We start from the raw sequence: 17,863 nt of genomic DNA on the forward strand, positions 1-17,863 counted from the left end.
TTATATTTTTTGTGATTTTGAATTTAGTTAAAATCGTGTGATTGCACGGTGTAATCACTAGCTATTAACGCAAATACTTTAGTTTGATTTAGAATTAAAACGGAGTCTTTTAAGGTTGTTTATTTTAGGAGAATTGTAAATTTGAAAGACTCCTAATTGATCTTTAATAACTCTTTATAGTTTCTGTTTTAAACTCCCTTTAGATTCCGTATTTTTAAGCTTTTAAAGTCAATGCGACTAATATCTTCAATTCTAAATAGATAGTGTAATATGTACCTGATTTTTGATACAGAAACTACCGGATTACCGAAACGATGGGACGCTCCTATAAGTGATGTGGATAATTGGCCAAGAGCCGTCCAGATCGCTTGGCAGCTGCATGATGAGATGGGAGTTGTGATCGACCATCAGGATTATTTAATTAATCCTGAAGGATTTAACATTCCTTTTGATGCTGAAAAAATCCACGGGATTTCGACCGAACTTGCCCAAGAACAAGGTATTGCTCTACAAGATGTTCTAGAGAAGTTTTCTAAGGCACTTGAGCAAACCAAATTTATAGTTGGTCAAAATGTTGGTTTTGATATCAATATTATGGGGGCGGAGTTCTACCGCTTAGGTGTGGCTAATGCCATGGAGAATCTTCCTGTTCTCGATACCTGTACTGAGGTCACCGCTAGTTTGTGTCAAATTCCCGGAGGCAGGGGTGGTAAATTTAAGCTGCCAACTTTGACGGAACTACACGAATTTTTGTTTCAGCAACCTTTTGCGGAGGCACATAATGCTACTGCGGATGTAGAAGCCACTACTCGATGTTTTTTAGAATTGATTCGCAGGGAAGTATTTACCAAAGAAGAATTGGATGTTACTGAGGATTATTACAGAAACTTTTCTGAAAAAAATCCTTCACCTATACAACTTATAGGGTTAAAACATATCAACCTAAAAGAAGCTTCTGACAAGATCCGTAAAGAGCTTGCTAAACAGGCTCCTGATGAAGAATTATCCAAAGAGGAACTTCATAAAAATATTAAAGATCTTGAAGGTGCGACCTTTGCGCACCTTCATAATTATACACAGTTCTCCATTCTACAGGCTACGACTAGTATTTCTGATTTAGTAAGAGCAACTTCTCAGCAAAATATGCCTGCCGTCTCTATTACCGATATGAGTAATATGATGGGAGCTTTTCACTTTGTTAAGGAAGTTGGTAATCACAACAAAGCAGCACAGGCCAAAAATAAAGAAGATCAGGAGGCCGGAAACCCACCATCACAGGTATTGATTAAGCCTATCGTTGGATGTACGCTGAATGTATGTGAAAATCATTTGGATAAATCTGTAAAGGATAATGGATATCAAATTGTGATGTTGGCTAAGAGTAAAGAAGGCTATCACAATCTCGCCAAAATGTCTTCCATTGCTTATACCAAGGGCTTCTATTACGTTCCTCGTATTGATAGGAAAGTGGTAGAGCAGTATAAGAAAGATATCATTGTCTTCACTGGAAACCTTTATGGTGAGGTGCCTTCTAAACTTTTAAATGTTGGAGAGGTTCAGGCAGAGGAAGCACTTTTATGGTGGAAGGAACAATTTGAGGAAGATCTCTATGTGGAGGTCATCCGTCACAATCAAGAAGATGAAAATCGTGTTAATGGAGATTTAATCAAATTAGCTCAGAAACACGATCTTAAACTAGTCGCAACCAACAACACCTATTACATCAATAAGGATGATGCTAACGCACACGATATTTTACTTTGTGTAAAGGACGGGGAGAAAAAAAACACCCCTATCGGACGTGGACGTGGATATAGGTATGGATTGCCAAATCAAGAATATTACTATAAGAGTGACAAAGAAATGAAGTCACTATTTAAAGATATTCCGGAGGCGATATTTTCCATACAGGAGATTATAGATAAGGTAGAGCCCTATGAATTGGCGAGAGATGTATTATTGCCTGCCTTTGATATCCCAGAGCAATTCCAGGTAGAAGAGGATCAAAATGATAATGGAAAAAGAGGTGAGAACAAGTATTTAAAACACCTCACCTATGAGGGTGCCAAGAGGCGATACCCTGAGATCACTGATGAAATAAAGGAGCGACTTGATTTTGAACTTAGCGTTATTGAAAATACCGGTTATCCCGGATATTTCCTTATTGTTCAAGACTTCATAGCCGCAGCACGAGAAATGGATGTGTCCGTAGGACCAGGCCGTGGCTCTGCGGCCGGGTCAGCTGTAGCTTACTGCTTGGGAATTACCAATTTGGATCCCATTGCATACGACCTGCTATTTGAGCGTTTCTTGAATCCTGATAGGGTGTCCTTACCCGATATTGATATTGACTTTGACGATGAAGGTCGTAGTAGGGTTATGGATTATGTGATCGAAAAATATGGTGCTAATCAAGTGGCTCAAATTATCACTTATGGTACCATGGCTGCAAAGTCTTCCATTAGGGATACTGCCAGGGTATTGGATTTACCGCTTCACGACGCAGATCGGATCGCCAAGCTTATCCCCAATATGAAATTGGCCAAAATATTTGGATTGGAGGATAGTAAATTAAAGGAAAGCCTTCGTGCTGAAGAACTTGAAAAAGTATTTGAGCTCAAAAACATTTCTGAAGGTGATGATCTCGAGGCTCTTACCGTCAATCAGGCAAGAGTATTAGAAGGGTCGCTCAGAAACACAGGTATCCACGCTTGCGGGGTGATCATTACTCCTGATGACATTACCAAGTTCGTGCCTGTATCAACTGCGAAAGACTCTGATTTATATGTTACTCAGTTTGACAACTCTGTGGTAGAGAGTGCCGGACTGTTGAAAATGGATTTCTTGGGGCTAAAAACATTGACCCTAATCAAAGATACCGTCAAACTGGTGAAATTCAAACACGGAATTGATTTAAATCCAGATGAATTTCCTTTAGATGATCTGAAAACTTATGAACTCTTTCAGGCCGGAGAAACCGTTGGGATATTCCAATATGAATCTGCCGGGATGCAAAAGCACATGAAAGATTTAAAGCCTACTGTTTTTGCTGACTTGATTGCGATGAACGCATTATATCGTCCGGGTCCCTTAGAATACATCCCGAGCTTTATTAGAAGGAAGCATGGTGATGAACCCATTGTCTATGATTTGGATGCCATGGAGGAATATCTCAAGGAAACTTACGGTATTACTGTTTATCAGGAACAGGTGATGTTACTTTCCCAAAAACTTGCAGGCTTTACAAAGGGTGAAGCAGATATGCTTCGAAAAGCCATGGGTAAGAAAATATTTGCCCTCTTGGAGCAGTTAAAACCAAAGTTCCTCGATGGTGGTGAACAAAAAGGGCATCAGCGGAATGTTTTAGAAAAAGTATGGAAGGATTGGGAGGCCTTTGCCAGTTATGCATTTAATAAATCGCACTCCACTTGTTATGCTTGGATTGGATATCAAACTGCTTACCTAAAAGCAAATTATCCGGCAGAGTACATGGCTGCCGTACTTTCGAACAACATGAATGACATTAAACAGGTAACCTTCTTTTTAGAGGAGTGTAAGCGTATGGGAATCCAGGTTTTGGGTCCAGATGTGAACGAATCCTTCTATAAGTTTACCGTAAATGATATGGGTGCTATTCGTTTTGGAATGGGTGCTGTAAAAGGTGTAGGTAGAGCAGCTGTGGAAACCATTGTAGATTGTAGAAAAGACGGAAAATACAGGTCTGTTTTTGATTTAGCCAAACGTATAGACCTGCGTTCAGCCAATAAAAAGGCATTTGAAAACCTAGCTTTAGCAGGTGGTTTTGATTCATTTTCTACTACACATAGAGCACAGTATTTTCACCACGAAGGAGATGGGGTTTCATTTTTGGAAAAGGCTGTAAAATACGGATCTAAATATCAGGATAATAAAAATTCAGCTCAGGTGAGTTTGTTTGGAGAATCCAGTGATGTGCAAATTCCGGAACCGGAGGTGCCGCCTTGTGAAACTTGGGGGACTATGGAAAAACTACGACGGGAAAAAGAGGTTGTTGGAATTTATATCTCCGGGCATCCCTTGGACGATTTTAAAACCGAAATCTCAGTGTTTTGTAACGGTAATATAGGATTGTTCAATCACTTGGAAGAAATGGTTAATAAAGAAATTTCTTTTGCAGGAGTTATTTCTGATGTGCAACACAGAACCTCAAAGAACGGTAAGGGCTGGGCAGCCTTCACTGTTGAAGACTATAATGAATCCTTTGAGTTTAGGATCTTCGGTGAAGAATACCTGAAATTCCGTCACTTCTTAATGCTGAATTCTTTTATCTATATCAAGGCTTTCGTCCGAGAAGGATGGACCAACAGAGACACAGGTAAAAAAGGAGATCCCAGGTTACAGTTTAATATTATGGAACAGCTCCAAGATGTACTGGAAAAGTACGCAAGGAAATTGACCATTCACCTTAAGCTAGAAGAATTAGAGGAAGAACGAATCAGGAACTTAAAGGAACTGATTTCTCTTCATAGTGGTGATCGGACACTGAATTTTGTAGTGCATGAAGAAGAAAACAAAATCAAATTAACCATGCCATCTAGAAAACAAAAGGTTCAGATATCCAACGAGCTTTTAGTAGAGTTAAAAAATCAGGAATTGGTGTATAAGTTAAATTGAGTTCGAGCTAGCTTTTGACATTGTAGTGCTCAGTGAAGTTCACTGTCCTTAATGGCCTTTAGGAGTTTAGATCTTTCTTCTTCCACTTGGGATTCACTTGCCTTAAACTGCTGTTTGTATTCAAGTAAAATGGTGTCTAGTTGGTCCTTCAGGCTTTGAATGTCAAAAAACAGACGACCTGTTCTTCGGATAAAGAAATCCGATGGGGTGGCTATCATTTCATATGCAAGGCAAAACCGGAACTCTGCTTGTATCAGTTTTTTGTGGATGTCTATGTCACTTAAAGTCGCATATATTTTTAAAATCTCCTCGATTTGTTTGCCATAAGTGGTAACCAAAAACCAGGCGTCGTATTGCGTAAATCCTAATGGCACTATGCGCTCAGAAATTTGTTGGATGTATTGTTTCACATCCTCATAATTTTCCCAAGGGCCGCCGCTAATTTTAATAGTATCAGTATAACAGTCTTTAAGTGCATCACGCTTTTGCTTTTCGATATGATGGATCACTTTATCTACTGCTCGCTCCGCCATTTTCCTATAGCCTGTAAGTTTTCCGCCTGCGATGCTAATGAGCTGGGAAGGTGAGATAAAAATCTCGTCCTTTCTGGATAGTTCCGAAGGTGATTTCCCCTCTTGTTGGATTAATGGTCTTAGGCCTGCCCAAGAAGAGATCACGTCTTCAAGAGTGAGATTAATTTTGGGAAACATATGATTTACCGCTTCAATGAGATAAATTGCATCCACAACTTCGGTACGCACTTCTTCTTTGTTTTGCTGATAAATTGTATCCGTTGTTCCCACATAAGTTACCTTACCTCTGGGGATGGCGAAGATCATTCTCCCGTCGGGAACGTCGAAGTATATGGATTGAGTTATGGGAAGCTTTTCATGTGGAAATACTAAATGTACCCCTTTGGTGAGTTGTAGGGTGTCTCCCTGCACGCTTTTGTTAAGATGTCTAATCTCATCAACCCAGGGACCGGTTGCATTGATAATGTTAGCGGCTTGTACTTCGTACTGTTGATTTAGTATGTGGTCATAAACCTTTACACCTTTTACGAGTTTGTCCTTGTATATAAACTCTTGGACTTCGGAGTAATTGATGGCAGTGGCATCATAGCGTAATGCGGTCTTGATAACCTCTAGCGTTAGCCTGGCATCATCAGTCCTGTATTCGGCATAATACCCAGCGCCTTTTAGAATTTTTTTGGGCAGTAAGGGTTCCTTTTCCAAGGCCTGTTTCTTGTCGAGCATTTGTCGTTGATCCTCGCCTTCAACATCAGCTAATATATCATATATTTTAAGGCCTATAGAAGTCAACCATTTTCCATAGGAGCCTTTTTCAACAAGAGGGAGCAGCATTTTTTCCGGCTGCACCAAATGAGGAGCCAATTTGTGAACAATAGCCCGTTCGGTACCAACTTCTTTAACTAACCAAAAATCAAATTGCTTTAAATACCGCAGACCTCCATGGACCAGTTTAGTGGATTTGCTACTGGTGCCCGAGGCGAAATCTCCCTTCTCAATTAACAGTGTTTTTAATCCTCGAGATGCGGCGTCCAAGAGTATTCCGGCACCTGTGATACCACCGCCGATTACGATTAGATCGTAACTGGTGGTACGAATTGTATTGACATTTTCTGTTCTGTGGAGGTTTGAAAAAGAGTTGATGTTCATTGGGAATATGATTCTTTACTATTTATGAATATACGAATTATTATGGATATTTAAACCTAGTGAATCTCATCCGTTTTTTGAATCTCGATCTGAATACTTGCTTCATTTCCATAGGAATCAACTAGGGTAATTCGGTGTTCCCCTTCACTAGGCAGTATGGCCATTTCATGAAAATATTTGGTTTCACCTATAAATGCATCATCTAGGTACCAATATAGTGTAGCATTGGAATCAGAATGTGCAATTTTACAAACGAGTTCATTGGTGCGACCGCTCAGACTTTTTGTAAGTACGATTTTGCTCTGATCCTTTGGGTATATAAATTCGAATGGTTCTATGGCTAGATTCCCTTGACAATCCGATTTTAGAGGAGGGAGACTTTCATAATAAGGATTGGTGGCTTTATAATAATAGGCCATGAGCGAGGGGAGTACAAACCATGGGCTAGTAATCATTTTTTCCATGGGATAACAGGAAGAATTCACTTGGAACTGTTTGTTTTCATCTAAGTGTATCAATCGGTGATATGGGCAAACTTTAAAACGGATTCCGGCCAAAGGGGCTTGCCTAACTTCCACCGGACAAATCGGTGAAGCCAAATAACCGCTATTGGCACAGACTGAAATTTCGGTAAGGGCATCGTAGGGGGTGTCAAACCATGGATGTTGCGGGAGGGTGTTGAATACGTCGAACATTAGTGGGGCTGCACTTCCTACCCCTGTGGTCATCGGTCTACCTTCACCATCGGCATTACCAACCCAAACGCCAACGAGGTACTTTGAGGTCACCCCGATAGCCCATGCGTCTCGGTTTCCAAAGCTTGTTCCTGTTTTCCAGGCTACCGGTCTGGCATCTTTATAATACATCCACGCCTGTTCTCCATCTGGTCGGTTGACTTGTTTAAGCGCCTCCAAGGTCTGGAAAAGACTTCCAGCATCAAACAGTGGAGGTTGTTGGGATAGAGTTCCAAAATTGGCTTCTTTGCCTAAGATAATTATCGGATCAATAAACTCATTGTCGTAATACTCACTTGAGGTTTGGGTGTAGTGGTTAACTGTAGAAGCCATACCCGCATAGGCTTTACAAAGATCCCAAAGACTGCTTTCTGCTCCACCAAGGATCAAGGATAATCCGTAGTAATTAGCTGGCTTATCAATAAATCCTTGTCGCAGTCCCCTAAGCTCGGCATGAAATTTTTCCAATCCATAGGACTGGAGTAGGCGTACCGCCGGAACATTTAAGGATTGTATTAAGGCTTGTCTGGCTGGCACCGCTCCAGCGTATTGTTGGCTGTAATTCTCAGGTCTATAACCAGAGATCTGTGTAGGGACATCAGCCACCAAGGACTCAGGTAATAAGGTTCCATTGTTTAGCATTGCTGCATATAGAAATGGCTTTAATAAGCTCCCTGTGCTTCTAGGTGCCTTAATGATGTCGACATCCTTTTGATGAGCCCTACTAGTCGGGCTATTTCCAACATAGGCCAATACTTCTCTACTCTCAATATCCATGACCATTACCGCGGCATTGAATACACCGTTTTGTTTTAACTGCTCGTAATGTCCTTTCACTAAATTATTTACCTGCAGTTGGAGCTGGTAATCTATGGTAGAGCTTACCTTATGGCCACTGTTTTTTAGCGCCACTTCTTGTAAGAGATGAGGGGCGATATGGGGTAGTGCAAAGGGTTTATCCGGCAGGGGCTCTGTGAGCGCCAATTGATAGGTAAGGGAGTCTATTTTTTGGTTTTCGTATAACTTGGTGAGCAGGAGGTCTCTTTTTTTTCGAAGTGCCGATTTATTTTTTCCGGGATAGATGAGTGCCGGAGCATTGGGAAGCACGGCTAAGGTAGCACTTTCTGCCCATGAAAGTTGGTCGGACGATAGACCGAAGTAGCGCCATGAAGCCATTTCCAATCCTACGACATTTCCACCGAAAGGGGCATGGGAGGCGTATAAGTTTAACAACTCATCCTTGCTGTACCTTAGTTCCGCACGTGTGGCCAAAATCAATTCGATGAATTTTTCAAAATAGGTGCGCCTCTTCCCTTCTCTGGAGAGTCGAATGACTTGTTGGGTTAGGGTGCTCCCTCCTCGAACAATTTTACCTGCTTTGATATTGCTCAACATGGCCTTGACCATTGAAGCGGGATTATAGCCTGGATGATAATAGAAATAGGCATCTTCAAATTCCAATATACATGTTTTGAACTTATAAGGGACACTGTCAATCTCAGGAAAGCGCCATTGTTGATCTTCAGCTATTCTAGCGCTAAGCAGGTGACCATCTCTACTTTGGATTACCGTTGCACTAGGTGCTGAGAACAATGTATTTGGCAAACAAAAATAATAGGCAATAGCCAAGAGAACCAATACGATTATGATGCCATTTATTGTTGTGCTACCACGAATACCTTTGTAACTCACTCTGTACGAATTCTTGCTTACTGTTTAACCTCTACCCATTGTCCCCTAGTTCTGGCGAGGTAATTATTATCATACATGGCTTCACACTGCGTTGCCGGTAAATAATACCTTCCCAAATACGAGGCATTGAGTAATAATCTAAAGGTTTTACTTTCATTTTTCTTTAAATCAAAAAAGAAATTACATCGATCATCTCGGATATCGGTAAAGTTGACATCGTTAGCTTTAAAATCACCAAAGTCTGTAAAACGAGTATTAACGATTTCCCAACCACTAGGAATGAATTGAGTGAGTGCGAGATTGTGGATATCATCTGCTTTGGTATTGGTAATGGTAATCTCAGAAATAAAGTTTGTGCCCTGACTAAGACTACTGATGTCCATTGGTTTACCATTGCGACCTTTATAAACTACCGAAGCTTTTAAGTTTTGTTCTAATGGTTTTTCTGAGCCAACCTCTAATTTTCCACTGGTGATCAAACGAACAAAAACCGTATTATCGCCCTTGTTACTGATATTGATGTTTTGTTCTCCGTTTGTGATAGCTAAGGCCCGATTCGCTAAGGATTTTTCCGTAGCTATGGTCTCGCTGTTGCCATTTAGAGTATAGGATACTTTCATGGATTTTCCACCGATATAATTGGCGAACTTTGACATGGATAATAAACTATAAGCCGTGGTTTGAGTACTCATCCAGGTGTCGGATTCCAAAGCCTTGGCGATAGACTGGGCGAGCTCAAGAGCCTTTTCTTTTTTGTCGAGAAGCACTAGTGTTTCTAGCCCCATAGCCATGTTTCTTTGTGTAGATCCATAGGTGTGAAAGTCAAAACGTATGGGCTCGAAGGTGATGTTGGCATTTTCATAAATATGAGAGGCCACCTGAGCTTGACCTATGAGCGCATAGGCTGATGCAAGTCTTAATTTAGCATAATTTGAGATCCCGGGTGTTTCTCTAAGTCTATTCATAGAGGACACATCGGCTTTGCCCGCTAATGCTAAGGTATACAAGCGATAGGCCTGCGCAAGAGAAGAACTGGCTTCTGATGCTCTCCACGCCTTGGCTCTTTGTTGCTGATGTTGAATCCATTTTGATTTAAATGCTATAGGCATCACATAACCTAATTTTTCCGCTTCCAATAAAAAATGACCGGCATAAGAACTGCTCCAATCATTGGCAGAAGTTTGCCCCGGCCAGTATGAAAAACCGCCGCCCACCAGTTGGACTCTACCCAATCGATCAATAGCTTTCTCCACATTTTGCTGTATGTCTTTTTTCTTGTCAAATGTGAGATCGAAAATGCTGGATAAATAGAGTTGCGGGAATGCTGTAGAGGTGAGTTGTTCTATACAACCGTATGGATACTGAATTAAGTATTGCAAACGATTGCTAAAGTCCATTGGCGGCAAGGTAGAAAACTCTATTTGAGCGCTATTGCTACCTGGGACACCAAAGGCTTTGAAGTCAATGTCACGATCCTGATTTGCCTCTAATGTCAATGGCGTAACCTCCGTGGTGATAGGGTTGGGATTAATGACATCTAGTTCAATTTTGTAACTCGCCTTTTGATTTAATGCTGTCGCAAGTACTTCAATTTCGCCAATACCCGTAATTTGATTTATCTGTAGGTCAAAAAACACCATTTTCTCATCAGGTTGATCAAAGGCAACAGTTTTCTTTGCGGAACCAATAATTTCAAAATGTGGATTTTCCATTAATTCTACCGTGACGTTTTTAACCGATGGTTCCATAGCAAACACGGTTACCGGTAGTGTTACCCTTTCTTTAGGGGTTATTTTTCTAGGAGCAGATGCCAATACCATAAGCGGTTTTTTAACCGGTGTGGTTTTTTCTGCAATGCCATAGGCATTGTGATCGACATTCCCTGCGATGATCATAGTTCGTACTGAACCGATATATTTTGGAACATGAATTTGGTGCTTATGACGATGACCCGCCTCGAGTTGAAATGGTCCTAAAAATACTACCATGGGCTTAAATCGATTTGCTTTTTTCGTACTGGCGGCTGAGGCCATGCCGTCGCCCCCGATACTGAACACCTGATCTATTCGTCCGCCGAAAGCACCAACAATCTGGTCGTACACATCCCAGGTTTTTACGCCTAATGCTTCTCTGGCAAAAAAATCATTCCAAGGGTTGGGAGTTTTAAAACTAGTGAGGTCCAATAAGCCGTCATCAACTACGGCCACGGTATACGTCATGGCTTTTGAGTTCTTTTCAGAAACTTCAATGGTGAAATTCTGCTCTGGAGTCAATTTATCCGGCATGGCGATAACCGGTTCTAACACTGTTTCTGGATTAGTGACTTTAACGGGTATAACGCCATACATCCGTATTGGTGCATCGTTTGCAGTTGTCGCATGAGGCTGGATTAAAGAGATATGGATATAGACATTTGGTGCGTATTGGGAGAGCATAGGTACCTTAAATTTAGTCTCTCCTTTTTGGGTTAAAACCCACATGGATTTTAATACTTCATTGCCGTTTTCAACTGTTACTAAAGCACGCCCTCCTTCGGCTGAGGGAAATGTAACCTGTGCTTGTTGCCCCACAGTATAAGACTCTTTATCTGTAGAGAAAACCAGCATTGTGGCTATTTCAGAATCCTGATTTTTAGATTTTCCGGCCCAACCCGGCCAATCAAAGTAGACAGTCTCAGCTGTGGAGTGCATGCCTTTTTTATCTTCTACCCGTACTAAGTAACGTCCCCACTGCGGGTATTTGATATTAAATTTAAAGGAAGCTTTTCCATCGGCTTTGGTATCTAAAGTAGTGCTGTAAACCTTTTCTTGGTAGTTGCTGCTATTGAAGGTGGAAAGGTTTTCTTCGGAGGTATCCCACCACCATCTCCAATTGATTTTGTATACGGTGACTTCTAAATCCTCTACAGCCAAAGGCTTTCCGGAGGCGTTTATTGTAACCACTTCAAAATTGTGATCTTGATCTGTTACCAGCATATTTCGCTCATCACCTTCGGGAACTTTTAGTCCAACAAAAGTCTGGTAAGGCGAATAGGTGGTGGAAAACACATCGGTACTAAAGTCACCGCCGTTTTCATAAACTTTTGTAATAAAAGTCGCTTGTAATTGCCCTGGAGCTTTACCTTTTAATTGAGGGTTCAGGCTAAATGTTGCCTTGCCCTGTGAATTTACGCTTCCGTTATAGACTGTTTGATCCTGTGGAGAAAAAGAGGAAGTGGGGTCGTCAAAGACGTAATTAGGAAACCCTTCAAAGCTGGTGTGGGTTTTTGAAAACTTTACGTTAATGTCACTCTTTAAATTCTTTGCAATAGCACCGTGTAGCCAACGCACTTCGAGCTCTCCTTTTATGGGTTGTTCTGAACTTAGGATTTCTTTGTCCAAACTGGTTTTGATTTTAAGACGATTTGGTTTGATCGTCTCTATCTTAATTCGCTTAGTAAAGGTAGCTCCACCAACCTTAACTTTTGCTAGATAATTACCAGTGGGAGCCTCGGGGTCTGTGGTGGTAGAAAAGTTAAAGAATCCTCCAATACCGTTAACTTCAGTTTTCTTGTCGATCACTTTCCCATAAGGGTCGGAGAGTTCAAACACAACAGGGTGTTGCTCAGGGATGGGGTTCTTTTTGTCGTTAAGAATGAAGTTGAGGTGGATGGTGTCTCCTGGGCGCCACACCCCTCTTTCACCGTAAATAAATCCTTTGATTCCTTTTTGTAATTCTACACCGGATACATCAAATTTACTGATGGAAAGCGTATTTCCGTCATTGAGTTTGATATAAGTTTTTTCATTGTTTCTTTGGGCAATTGCAAAATAGGCAGGAGTTGGGGCATCAAATATAGCTGTCCCTTCAGCTCCTGTTACTACAGATCCAATAGCTTGTTGTTGGTAATTGTAAAATGTGACTTTGGTATCCCCCAAAGGTAGGGTGGAAACTATATGGTTCACCGCGACAAAATAGGACTCATTCTTTCCTTTTTTAACGGTCAATGCAAGATCACTTGCAATGATATTTGTAGAGGTCACTTTATTGTAATAATAAGAATTGCTACAGGGATCCTCTCTGTCATTCCAATTGTAGTCGTCTCCGTAATTGTTGTAGTAGTACGAATCATCTGTCGGATCCCATTGCTTTGTGTCTAACATAGCCTGCTCGTAATCATCGAAGTTGTTGAGTTCAAATTGAGCTTGATTATCTTCACAAGTATAGGCACTGTATTTTTTATCAAAAGTGAATTCAACACGATAAATAGCACCGGGATCAGGACTGATAATCTCGCGAAGATCTAGAGCGTATGCTTTCCAATCCCCAGTATTCTCGGTTAAATTACTTTGAAGCTGAATTGCTTTTTTAGCAATAGGTCTTCCGACATTTCTTAAGCTATTGGACTGATCTAAATCCGAATTTTGGAGGAATTGTAAAATATTGTCTTGGTAAACCTTAATTACCGTTACATCCACAGCTTTGAGATTAACGGCTTCAAAGTTTATTTTTAAGTTGTTGGAACTCGGAAGTATATTCCCGCTACTGAGTAGTCTAACCTGTGGTTTTAATTGTTCAAAGGCGACCCGTTCTTGTAGGACTGTTTTTAGAGGATCCCCATGTACATTGACGATACCCTCAAAAAGAGTTAGGTTGGAAACTCCTTTTATTGTTTGATCAGGATATACCTTTAATACATTGCCTTCCACTATGAATGAAAGCTTATCAGCACCCTCTAGGCTTACTAATCCATCTAGGTTTTGATCCTTTTTAAGTGGATCTGAGAAGTTGATTTCCAGATATTGATTTTCTCCGCCAAAAGTGATCACATCAACAACTGTGAAATTTGCTTTTCCCGGGATCATAACGATTGCCTCACCCTTGTCTTGGATTTTGGCACTACTGCCATCCCAGCTTATCAAAATTTCGGAATCCTCTTCGAATCGTTGAATACTATCTATAGTAAATGGGATTTGCGTACCTTTTTTTATGGATTGATCAAATCTTACAGTCAAGGGCTCTCCGTTTTGTGTAGCACTAACCAGGGATTTAGCAGTGTTTAAGTCCATAACATCGCTACTTCTGAGCATTCCTTTGAGGTATTGCCAGTTTTTATTGTAGGATTGAAGGTGTTCGGTGATAATATTAAATTGTTGTTTTATAGTTTTTAACTTGAATGTAAAGGTTTTTAATTCAGGATCAACACTGTCAATAATTGCCTTTAAATCCAGAGAAAAGCTATATTCTGTATCCTGTTTAAAACCGTGCTCGGGGATAAATGCAATACTTTGATTGTTTAGTGCTACAACCTTGCCTTCTGTTCTCGGACTCACCTGAAAAACACCATCTTCTAATATTTGATCCTCCAGAAGTTTGGAAGAAGGATTTCTCAGTACTACACGAACCTCGGATTGGGTTGAGATTACACCAGTGGTAACATTGGAAATGTACTCCCGAAACTTATACAAATTTTCTAGGCTTTTGGTGGCGTCATCCTTTTTGTTGTTACACCCTACAAGTAGGATCGTAAGCGTAATAAACAGTATATTTTTGATCGGCATTTTGTTGGTTTTAAAATTTTAAATTCGGTGTTATGATGTTGATCTACTGATCTTCACTGTATAATTCAATGGATAATGTACCTGTTTTATCGATGCTTGCTCTGAACATTCCGGAGGTATTAAATACTGTTGCAATATTCCCCTTTTGATCGATTCCTATAATTCCGCCATCACCTCCCATTTCAGGCAGCTTTTCATGAATGACTTTATTTGCTGCTTCTTGTAGACTGAGACCAGCATACTCCATCATTGCAGAAATGTCGTAGGCAATCACCCCGCGAATAAAGAATTCACCCCAACCTGTAGCTGAGATTCCACAGGTTGAATTGTTGGCATAGGTGCCTGCTCCAATAATAGGAGAATCGCCTATGCGTCCCCATCGCTTATTGGTCATTCCTCCTGTTGAGGTTCCTGCTGCGATGTTACCACTTTTATCCAGAGCAACACAGCCTACGGTTCCGAATTTTTCATCCTTTGCAAAGGGGTCATAATAACTAGTTTTTGAAGCACTATCCCTATGCTGTGCACGCTTTAAAGCTTTCATCCGACTTTCGGTATAGAAGTATTCTGGATCCACTAAGGTCAGCCCGACTTCTTTAGCAAAGGTTTCAGCACCTTTTCTAGCCATCATTACATGTTCAGACTGCTCCATAACGGCTCGTGCTAAAGTAATTGGGTTTTTAACGGTGGTTACCCCGGCAACGGCACCCGCATTTTTAGTTTTTCCTTCCATAATGGAAGCGTCGAGTTCGTTTGTGCCAGCATTGGTGAAAACAGCACCTTTCCCGGCATTAAACAATGGGGAATCTTCCAGAATTCTAATAGAAGTTTCCACCGCATCCAAGCTTGTCCCGCCATTTTCCAATATTTCATAACCACTGCGAACTGATTTTTCCAATACCGTTTTATAGGCCAATTCCATGGAGTCAGAAATGTTCTCCTTTAGAATTGTGCCTGCACCTGCGTGAATCACGATGGCTAATGTTTCTTTTTCAATTTGGATTTGAACTTGATCCGCAGAGTTGGATGGATTGTTTCCTTTGTTGCAGGCGCACAATAATAGGCTGATGCATAGGAAAAAGATATTTTTTTTCATCACGGAAAAGAAATGGTTTAGCAGTTTAAGATACTAAATTTAACGTTTTTAGAGCGATCTCTGCAATAAAATCTGTAAAATCAAACTCAGGTACATGTTACTTGAACTCAAAGTCTCCGATTTTTAGTTGCAAAGGTTAAAAATAGAAGAAAAACCGGTATAAGTAGTGGTAATTCTGTTTTTTATCATTCATAAATCGTATATAATTGATGTTTAATTTTATATTTTAAAATTTTTATTTCACATTTAGCGAACATAAATCATATAGTTGTGCTTTTTTATTCAGTCCAAGCATACTCTATTTGGTTTTTTAGTTGCAACGAAATCGGCGCCGATTTTTTTATTAAAAGACTGAATGCCCAACTGAAGACTGAGAAATAGACTGAATTAATTGTTTAACCAGTCGGTTATATAATACCGCCCCAATACATTTAAATTATGAAAATTCTAAAAACATTTATCCTTGGAACTATATTTCTTTTTGGATTGACTGCCATGTCTTCCAATGAAGAAAACTTAAAATCAACATCTGAGAAAATAGTTGTTAAGGAACAGCAAGCATGTCAGTTGATTTTTACTGAATGTGATGGTTTATACCCCGATGACCACAATGGTTTTGACGAGTGTATGACTAGATCGGGTTGCTAATTAATTTAAAATAGTTCCTGTGAAAGATAGATTTTTGAATTGTAAAGTCTGGCAGGAACTATTTTCAACATTAAATTGATAAGAATGAAAAAACTATTAAAAACGGTATTGTTTGCCTGTGCTATGGTTGTTATTTCTAATGTGTACACTCAAGATATTTCTGGGATAGTAAGGTATAAAGGAATGTTGAATCGGAAATATGTAGATAGTTTTATTACAGCTATAGAATCCAAAAAAGAGGTTTCAATGCATATCAAGCAGATTGTAGCAGATGGACATTTAAATGCTACTCCTGATGAATATACATTGAACATTAAAGGAGAAGAATCATATTATTATATGGAGCCTAAATTATCTGAAAATCCATATGATGTGGGAAGTAAAGCAGGTGGAAATTCATTTTACACAAAGAAAGACAGTATTATTACGGAAAGTACTATTGGGTACATACTCCATAAACCTATAAATTGGGAAATATCCCAAGAAACTAAAAAGCTTGGTAAATATACATGTTATTAAGCAACTGCTATTGAAAATCTATTTAGCAGGCAGGGGTTTTATTACAATAGGAGAGTTGTGGCATGGTTTACCCCAGAAATTCCGGTAAGTTTTGGGCCTAAATATTACAATGGGCTACCAGGGTTAATTATGCAAATTGAGCGTGATAAATTTACATTAACCGCAACAAAGATTAATTTAAATCCTGACGATAAGCATATTAAAATAAAAAGAATAGGGGAAGGTAAAAAACTGATTACGAATGAAGAAGCTAACAATAGGATTAAAGAAGTAACAGAGGCAAGAAAAAAGGAATATGGAGGATAAACTGTTTTGACTCCTATAAAACAAGCGTATTCTTCCTACTTTTAAATAGTATATGTTTACAAAAACACCCTCGAGAAAGATCATCTGGTTTTGTTACCCAACCTCTCTATAGAAGCGGAGCTTGATCGATTGAATAAAATAACATTTGGCTATGAAAAATCCACCTCCTTCTCCAAGACTTCTACATATACAAATAAGTACTATTTACAGTCCTATAACACAGTTTACCGAGGTAACGAAAATTTAAAAAATGAATTGTTTCACAATATCAGTTTGCGCTATTCTAAATATAGCTGTTACAAAGGTATAAGGCTTTATTTAACAGCGCGTTATATTAAAAAAACGGAAGGGATTGTTGAAAATGTTGAGTATTCCGGGGTCAATCAACAATTATCCCCAATTCTAGTAGATGATCCTGAGAGTCGTTGGACAGTTCTTGGAAGTGTTAAAAAGAAAATTCATGATATTAACTTTGGAGTGTTATTGAGTTATAATAATTTAAAATACCTCCAACAACTCAATACTGTAAACCAAACCAATAAAAACAATACCTTTTCCTATACTGTAAATGCCAAAACCTTGATCGATAATTTTCCCACTATAGAGGTGGGCTTTAAACAAAACACCGGTAATTATACCCTCAGCGAAGATAAGACTGAATTTATAACGAGTGAACCCTATTTTAATATTGACTATGAATTTTTAAAGGGATTCATTTTTTCATTTGATTACAGCTCCTATACCTATATTAACAAATCCTTCAATCAAAAGAACAATTATAAATTAGCCAATGCTTCTTTGTTTTATAAAAAGGATAGCAGTGCTTGGAGCTTTGAAATAGAGGTTCAAAACGTATTTGATGTGGAATTTAAAAATAAGCACAGCTTCAATTCTTATATCATTTCAGATACTAAAACCTTTATCTTGCCAAGAATTATCATGCTTTCTATTGCCTATAATCTTTAAAAGCACAGTATAAAATTAATAGAAGACCAA

At 39.5% G+C, this 17,863-nt stretch carries 9 protein-coding genes; 5 read left to right on the forward strand and 4 right to left on the reverse strand.

Annotated elements, in window-relative coordinates; translation table 11 throughout:
• Nucleotides 1-270: 270 nt before the first annotated feature.
• The gene (dnaE, locus tag ACN0TV_RS11260; protein ID WP_417363016.1) at nucleotides 271-4,653 is read left to right on the forward strand and encodes a DNA polymerase III subunit alpha; all 4,383 of its coding nucleotides are present in this window, start codon (nucleotides 271-273) and stop codon (nucleotides 4,651-4,653) included.
• Nucleotides 4,654-4,682: 29 nt separating this feature from the next.
• On the opposite strand, the gene ACN0TV_RS11265 is transcribed toward dnaE, so the two are convergent.
• Genes ACN0TV_RS11265 through ACN0TV_RS11280 form a run of 4 tightly spaced genes read right to left on the reverse strand, consistent with a single transcriptional unit; the run spans nucleotide 4,683 to nucleotide 15,394 of the window.
• The gene (locus ACN0TV_RS11265; RefSeq protein ID WP_417363017.1) at nucleotides 4,683-6,332 is read right to left on the reverse strand and encodes a glycerol-3-phosphate dehydrogenase/oxidase; all 1,650 of its coding nucleotides are present in this window, start codon (nucleotides 6,330-6,332) and stop codon (nucleotides 4,683-4,685) included.
• Between the two features lie 56 nt (nucleotides 6,333-6,388).
• Nucleotides 6,389-8,758 carry a penicillin-binding protein 1C gene (pbpC, locus tag ACN0TV_RS11270; RefSeq protein WP_417363018.1) on the reverse strand — a complete coding sequence of 790 codons (2,370 nt, stop codon included), beginning with the start codon at nucleotides 8,756-8,758 and terminating at the stop codon, nucleotides 6,389-6,391.
• 17 nt (nucleotides 8,759-8,775) lie between these two features.
• A complete protein-coding gene (locus ACN0TV_RS11275; RefSeq protein ID WP_417363019.1) occupies nucleotides 8,776-14,298 on the reverse strand; it encodes an alpha-2-macroglobulin family protein in 5,523 nt (1,840 codons plus the stop codon).
• A gap of 43 nt (nucleotides 14,299-14,341) precedes the next feature.
• Nucleotides 14,342-15,394, reverse strand: a complete 1,053-nt coding sequence (locus tag ACN0TV_RS11280) for an isoaspartyl peptidase/L-asparaginase family protein (RefSeq protein ID WP_417363020.1) — start codon at nucleotides 15,392-15,394, stop codon at nucleotides 14,342-14,344.
• Nucleotides 15,395-15,832: 438 nt separating this feature from the next.
• Here ACN0TV_RS11280 and ACN0TV_RS11285 point away from each other — a divergent pair, with 438 nt between their 5' ends.
• From ACN0TV_RS11285 to ACN0TV_RS11300, 4 genes are all read left to right on the forward strand, one after another.
• On the forward strand, nucleotides 15,833-16,042 hold the full coding sequence (locus ACN0TV_RS11285; protein ID WP_417363021.1) for a hypothetical protein: 210 nt from the start codon (nucleotides 15,833-15,835) through the stop codon (nucleotides 16,040-16,042).
• Nucleotides 16,043-16,126: 84 nt separating this feature from the next.
• On the forward strand, nucleotides 16,127-16,561 hold the full coding sequence (locus ACN0TV_RS11290; protein ID WP_417363022.1) for a hypothetical protein: 435 nt from the start codon (nucleotides 16,127-16,129) through the stop codon (nucleotides 16,559-16,561).
• Nucleotides 16,562-16,570: 9 nt separating this feature from the next.
• Nucleotides 16,571-16,867 (forward strand): GLPGLI family protein, encoded by a 297-nt coding sequence (locus tag ACN0TV_RS11295; protein ID WP_417363184.1) that lies wholly within the window; start codon nucleotides 16,571-16,573, stop codon nucleotides 16,865-16,867.
• Between the two features lie 129 nt (nucleotides 16,868-16,996).
• Entirely contained in the window at nucleotides 16,997-17,833 is an 837-nt protein-coding gene (locus ACN0TV_RS11300) for a hypothetical protein (protein ID WP_417363023.1), read from the forward strand.
• Nucleotides 17,834-17,863: the final 30 nt, after the last annotated feature.

The sequence above is a fragment of the Galbibacter sp. genome, assembly GCF_048266365.1.
Taxonomy (GTDB): domain Bacteria; phylum Bacteroidota; class Bacteroidia; order Flavobacteriales; family Flavobacteriaceae; genus Galbibacter.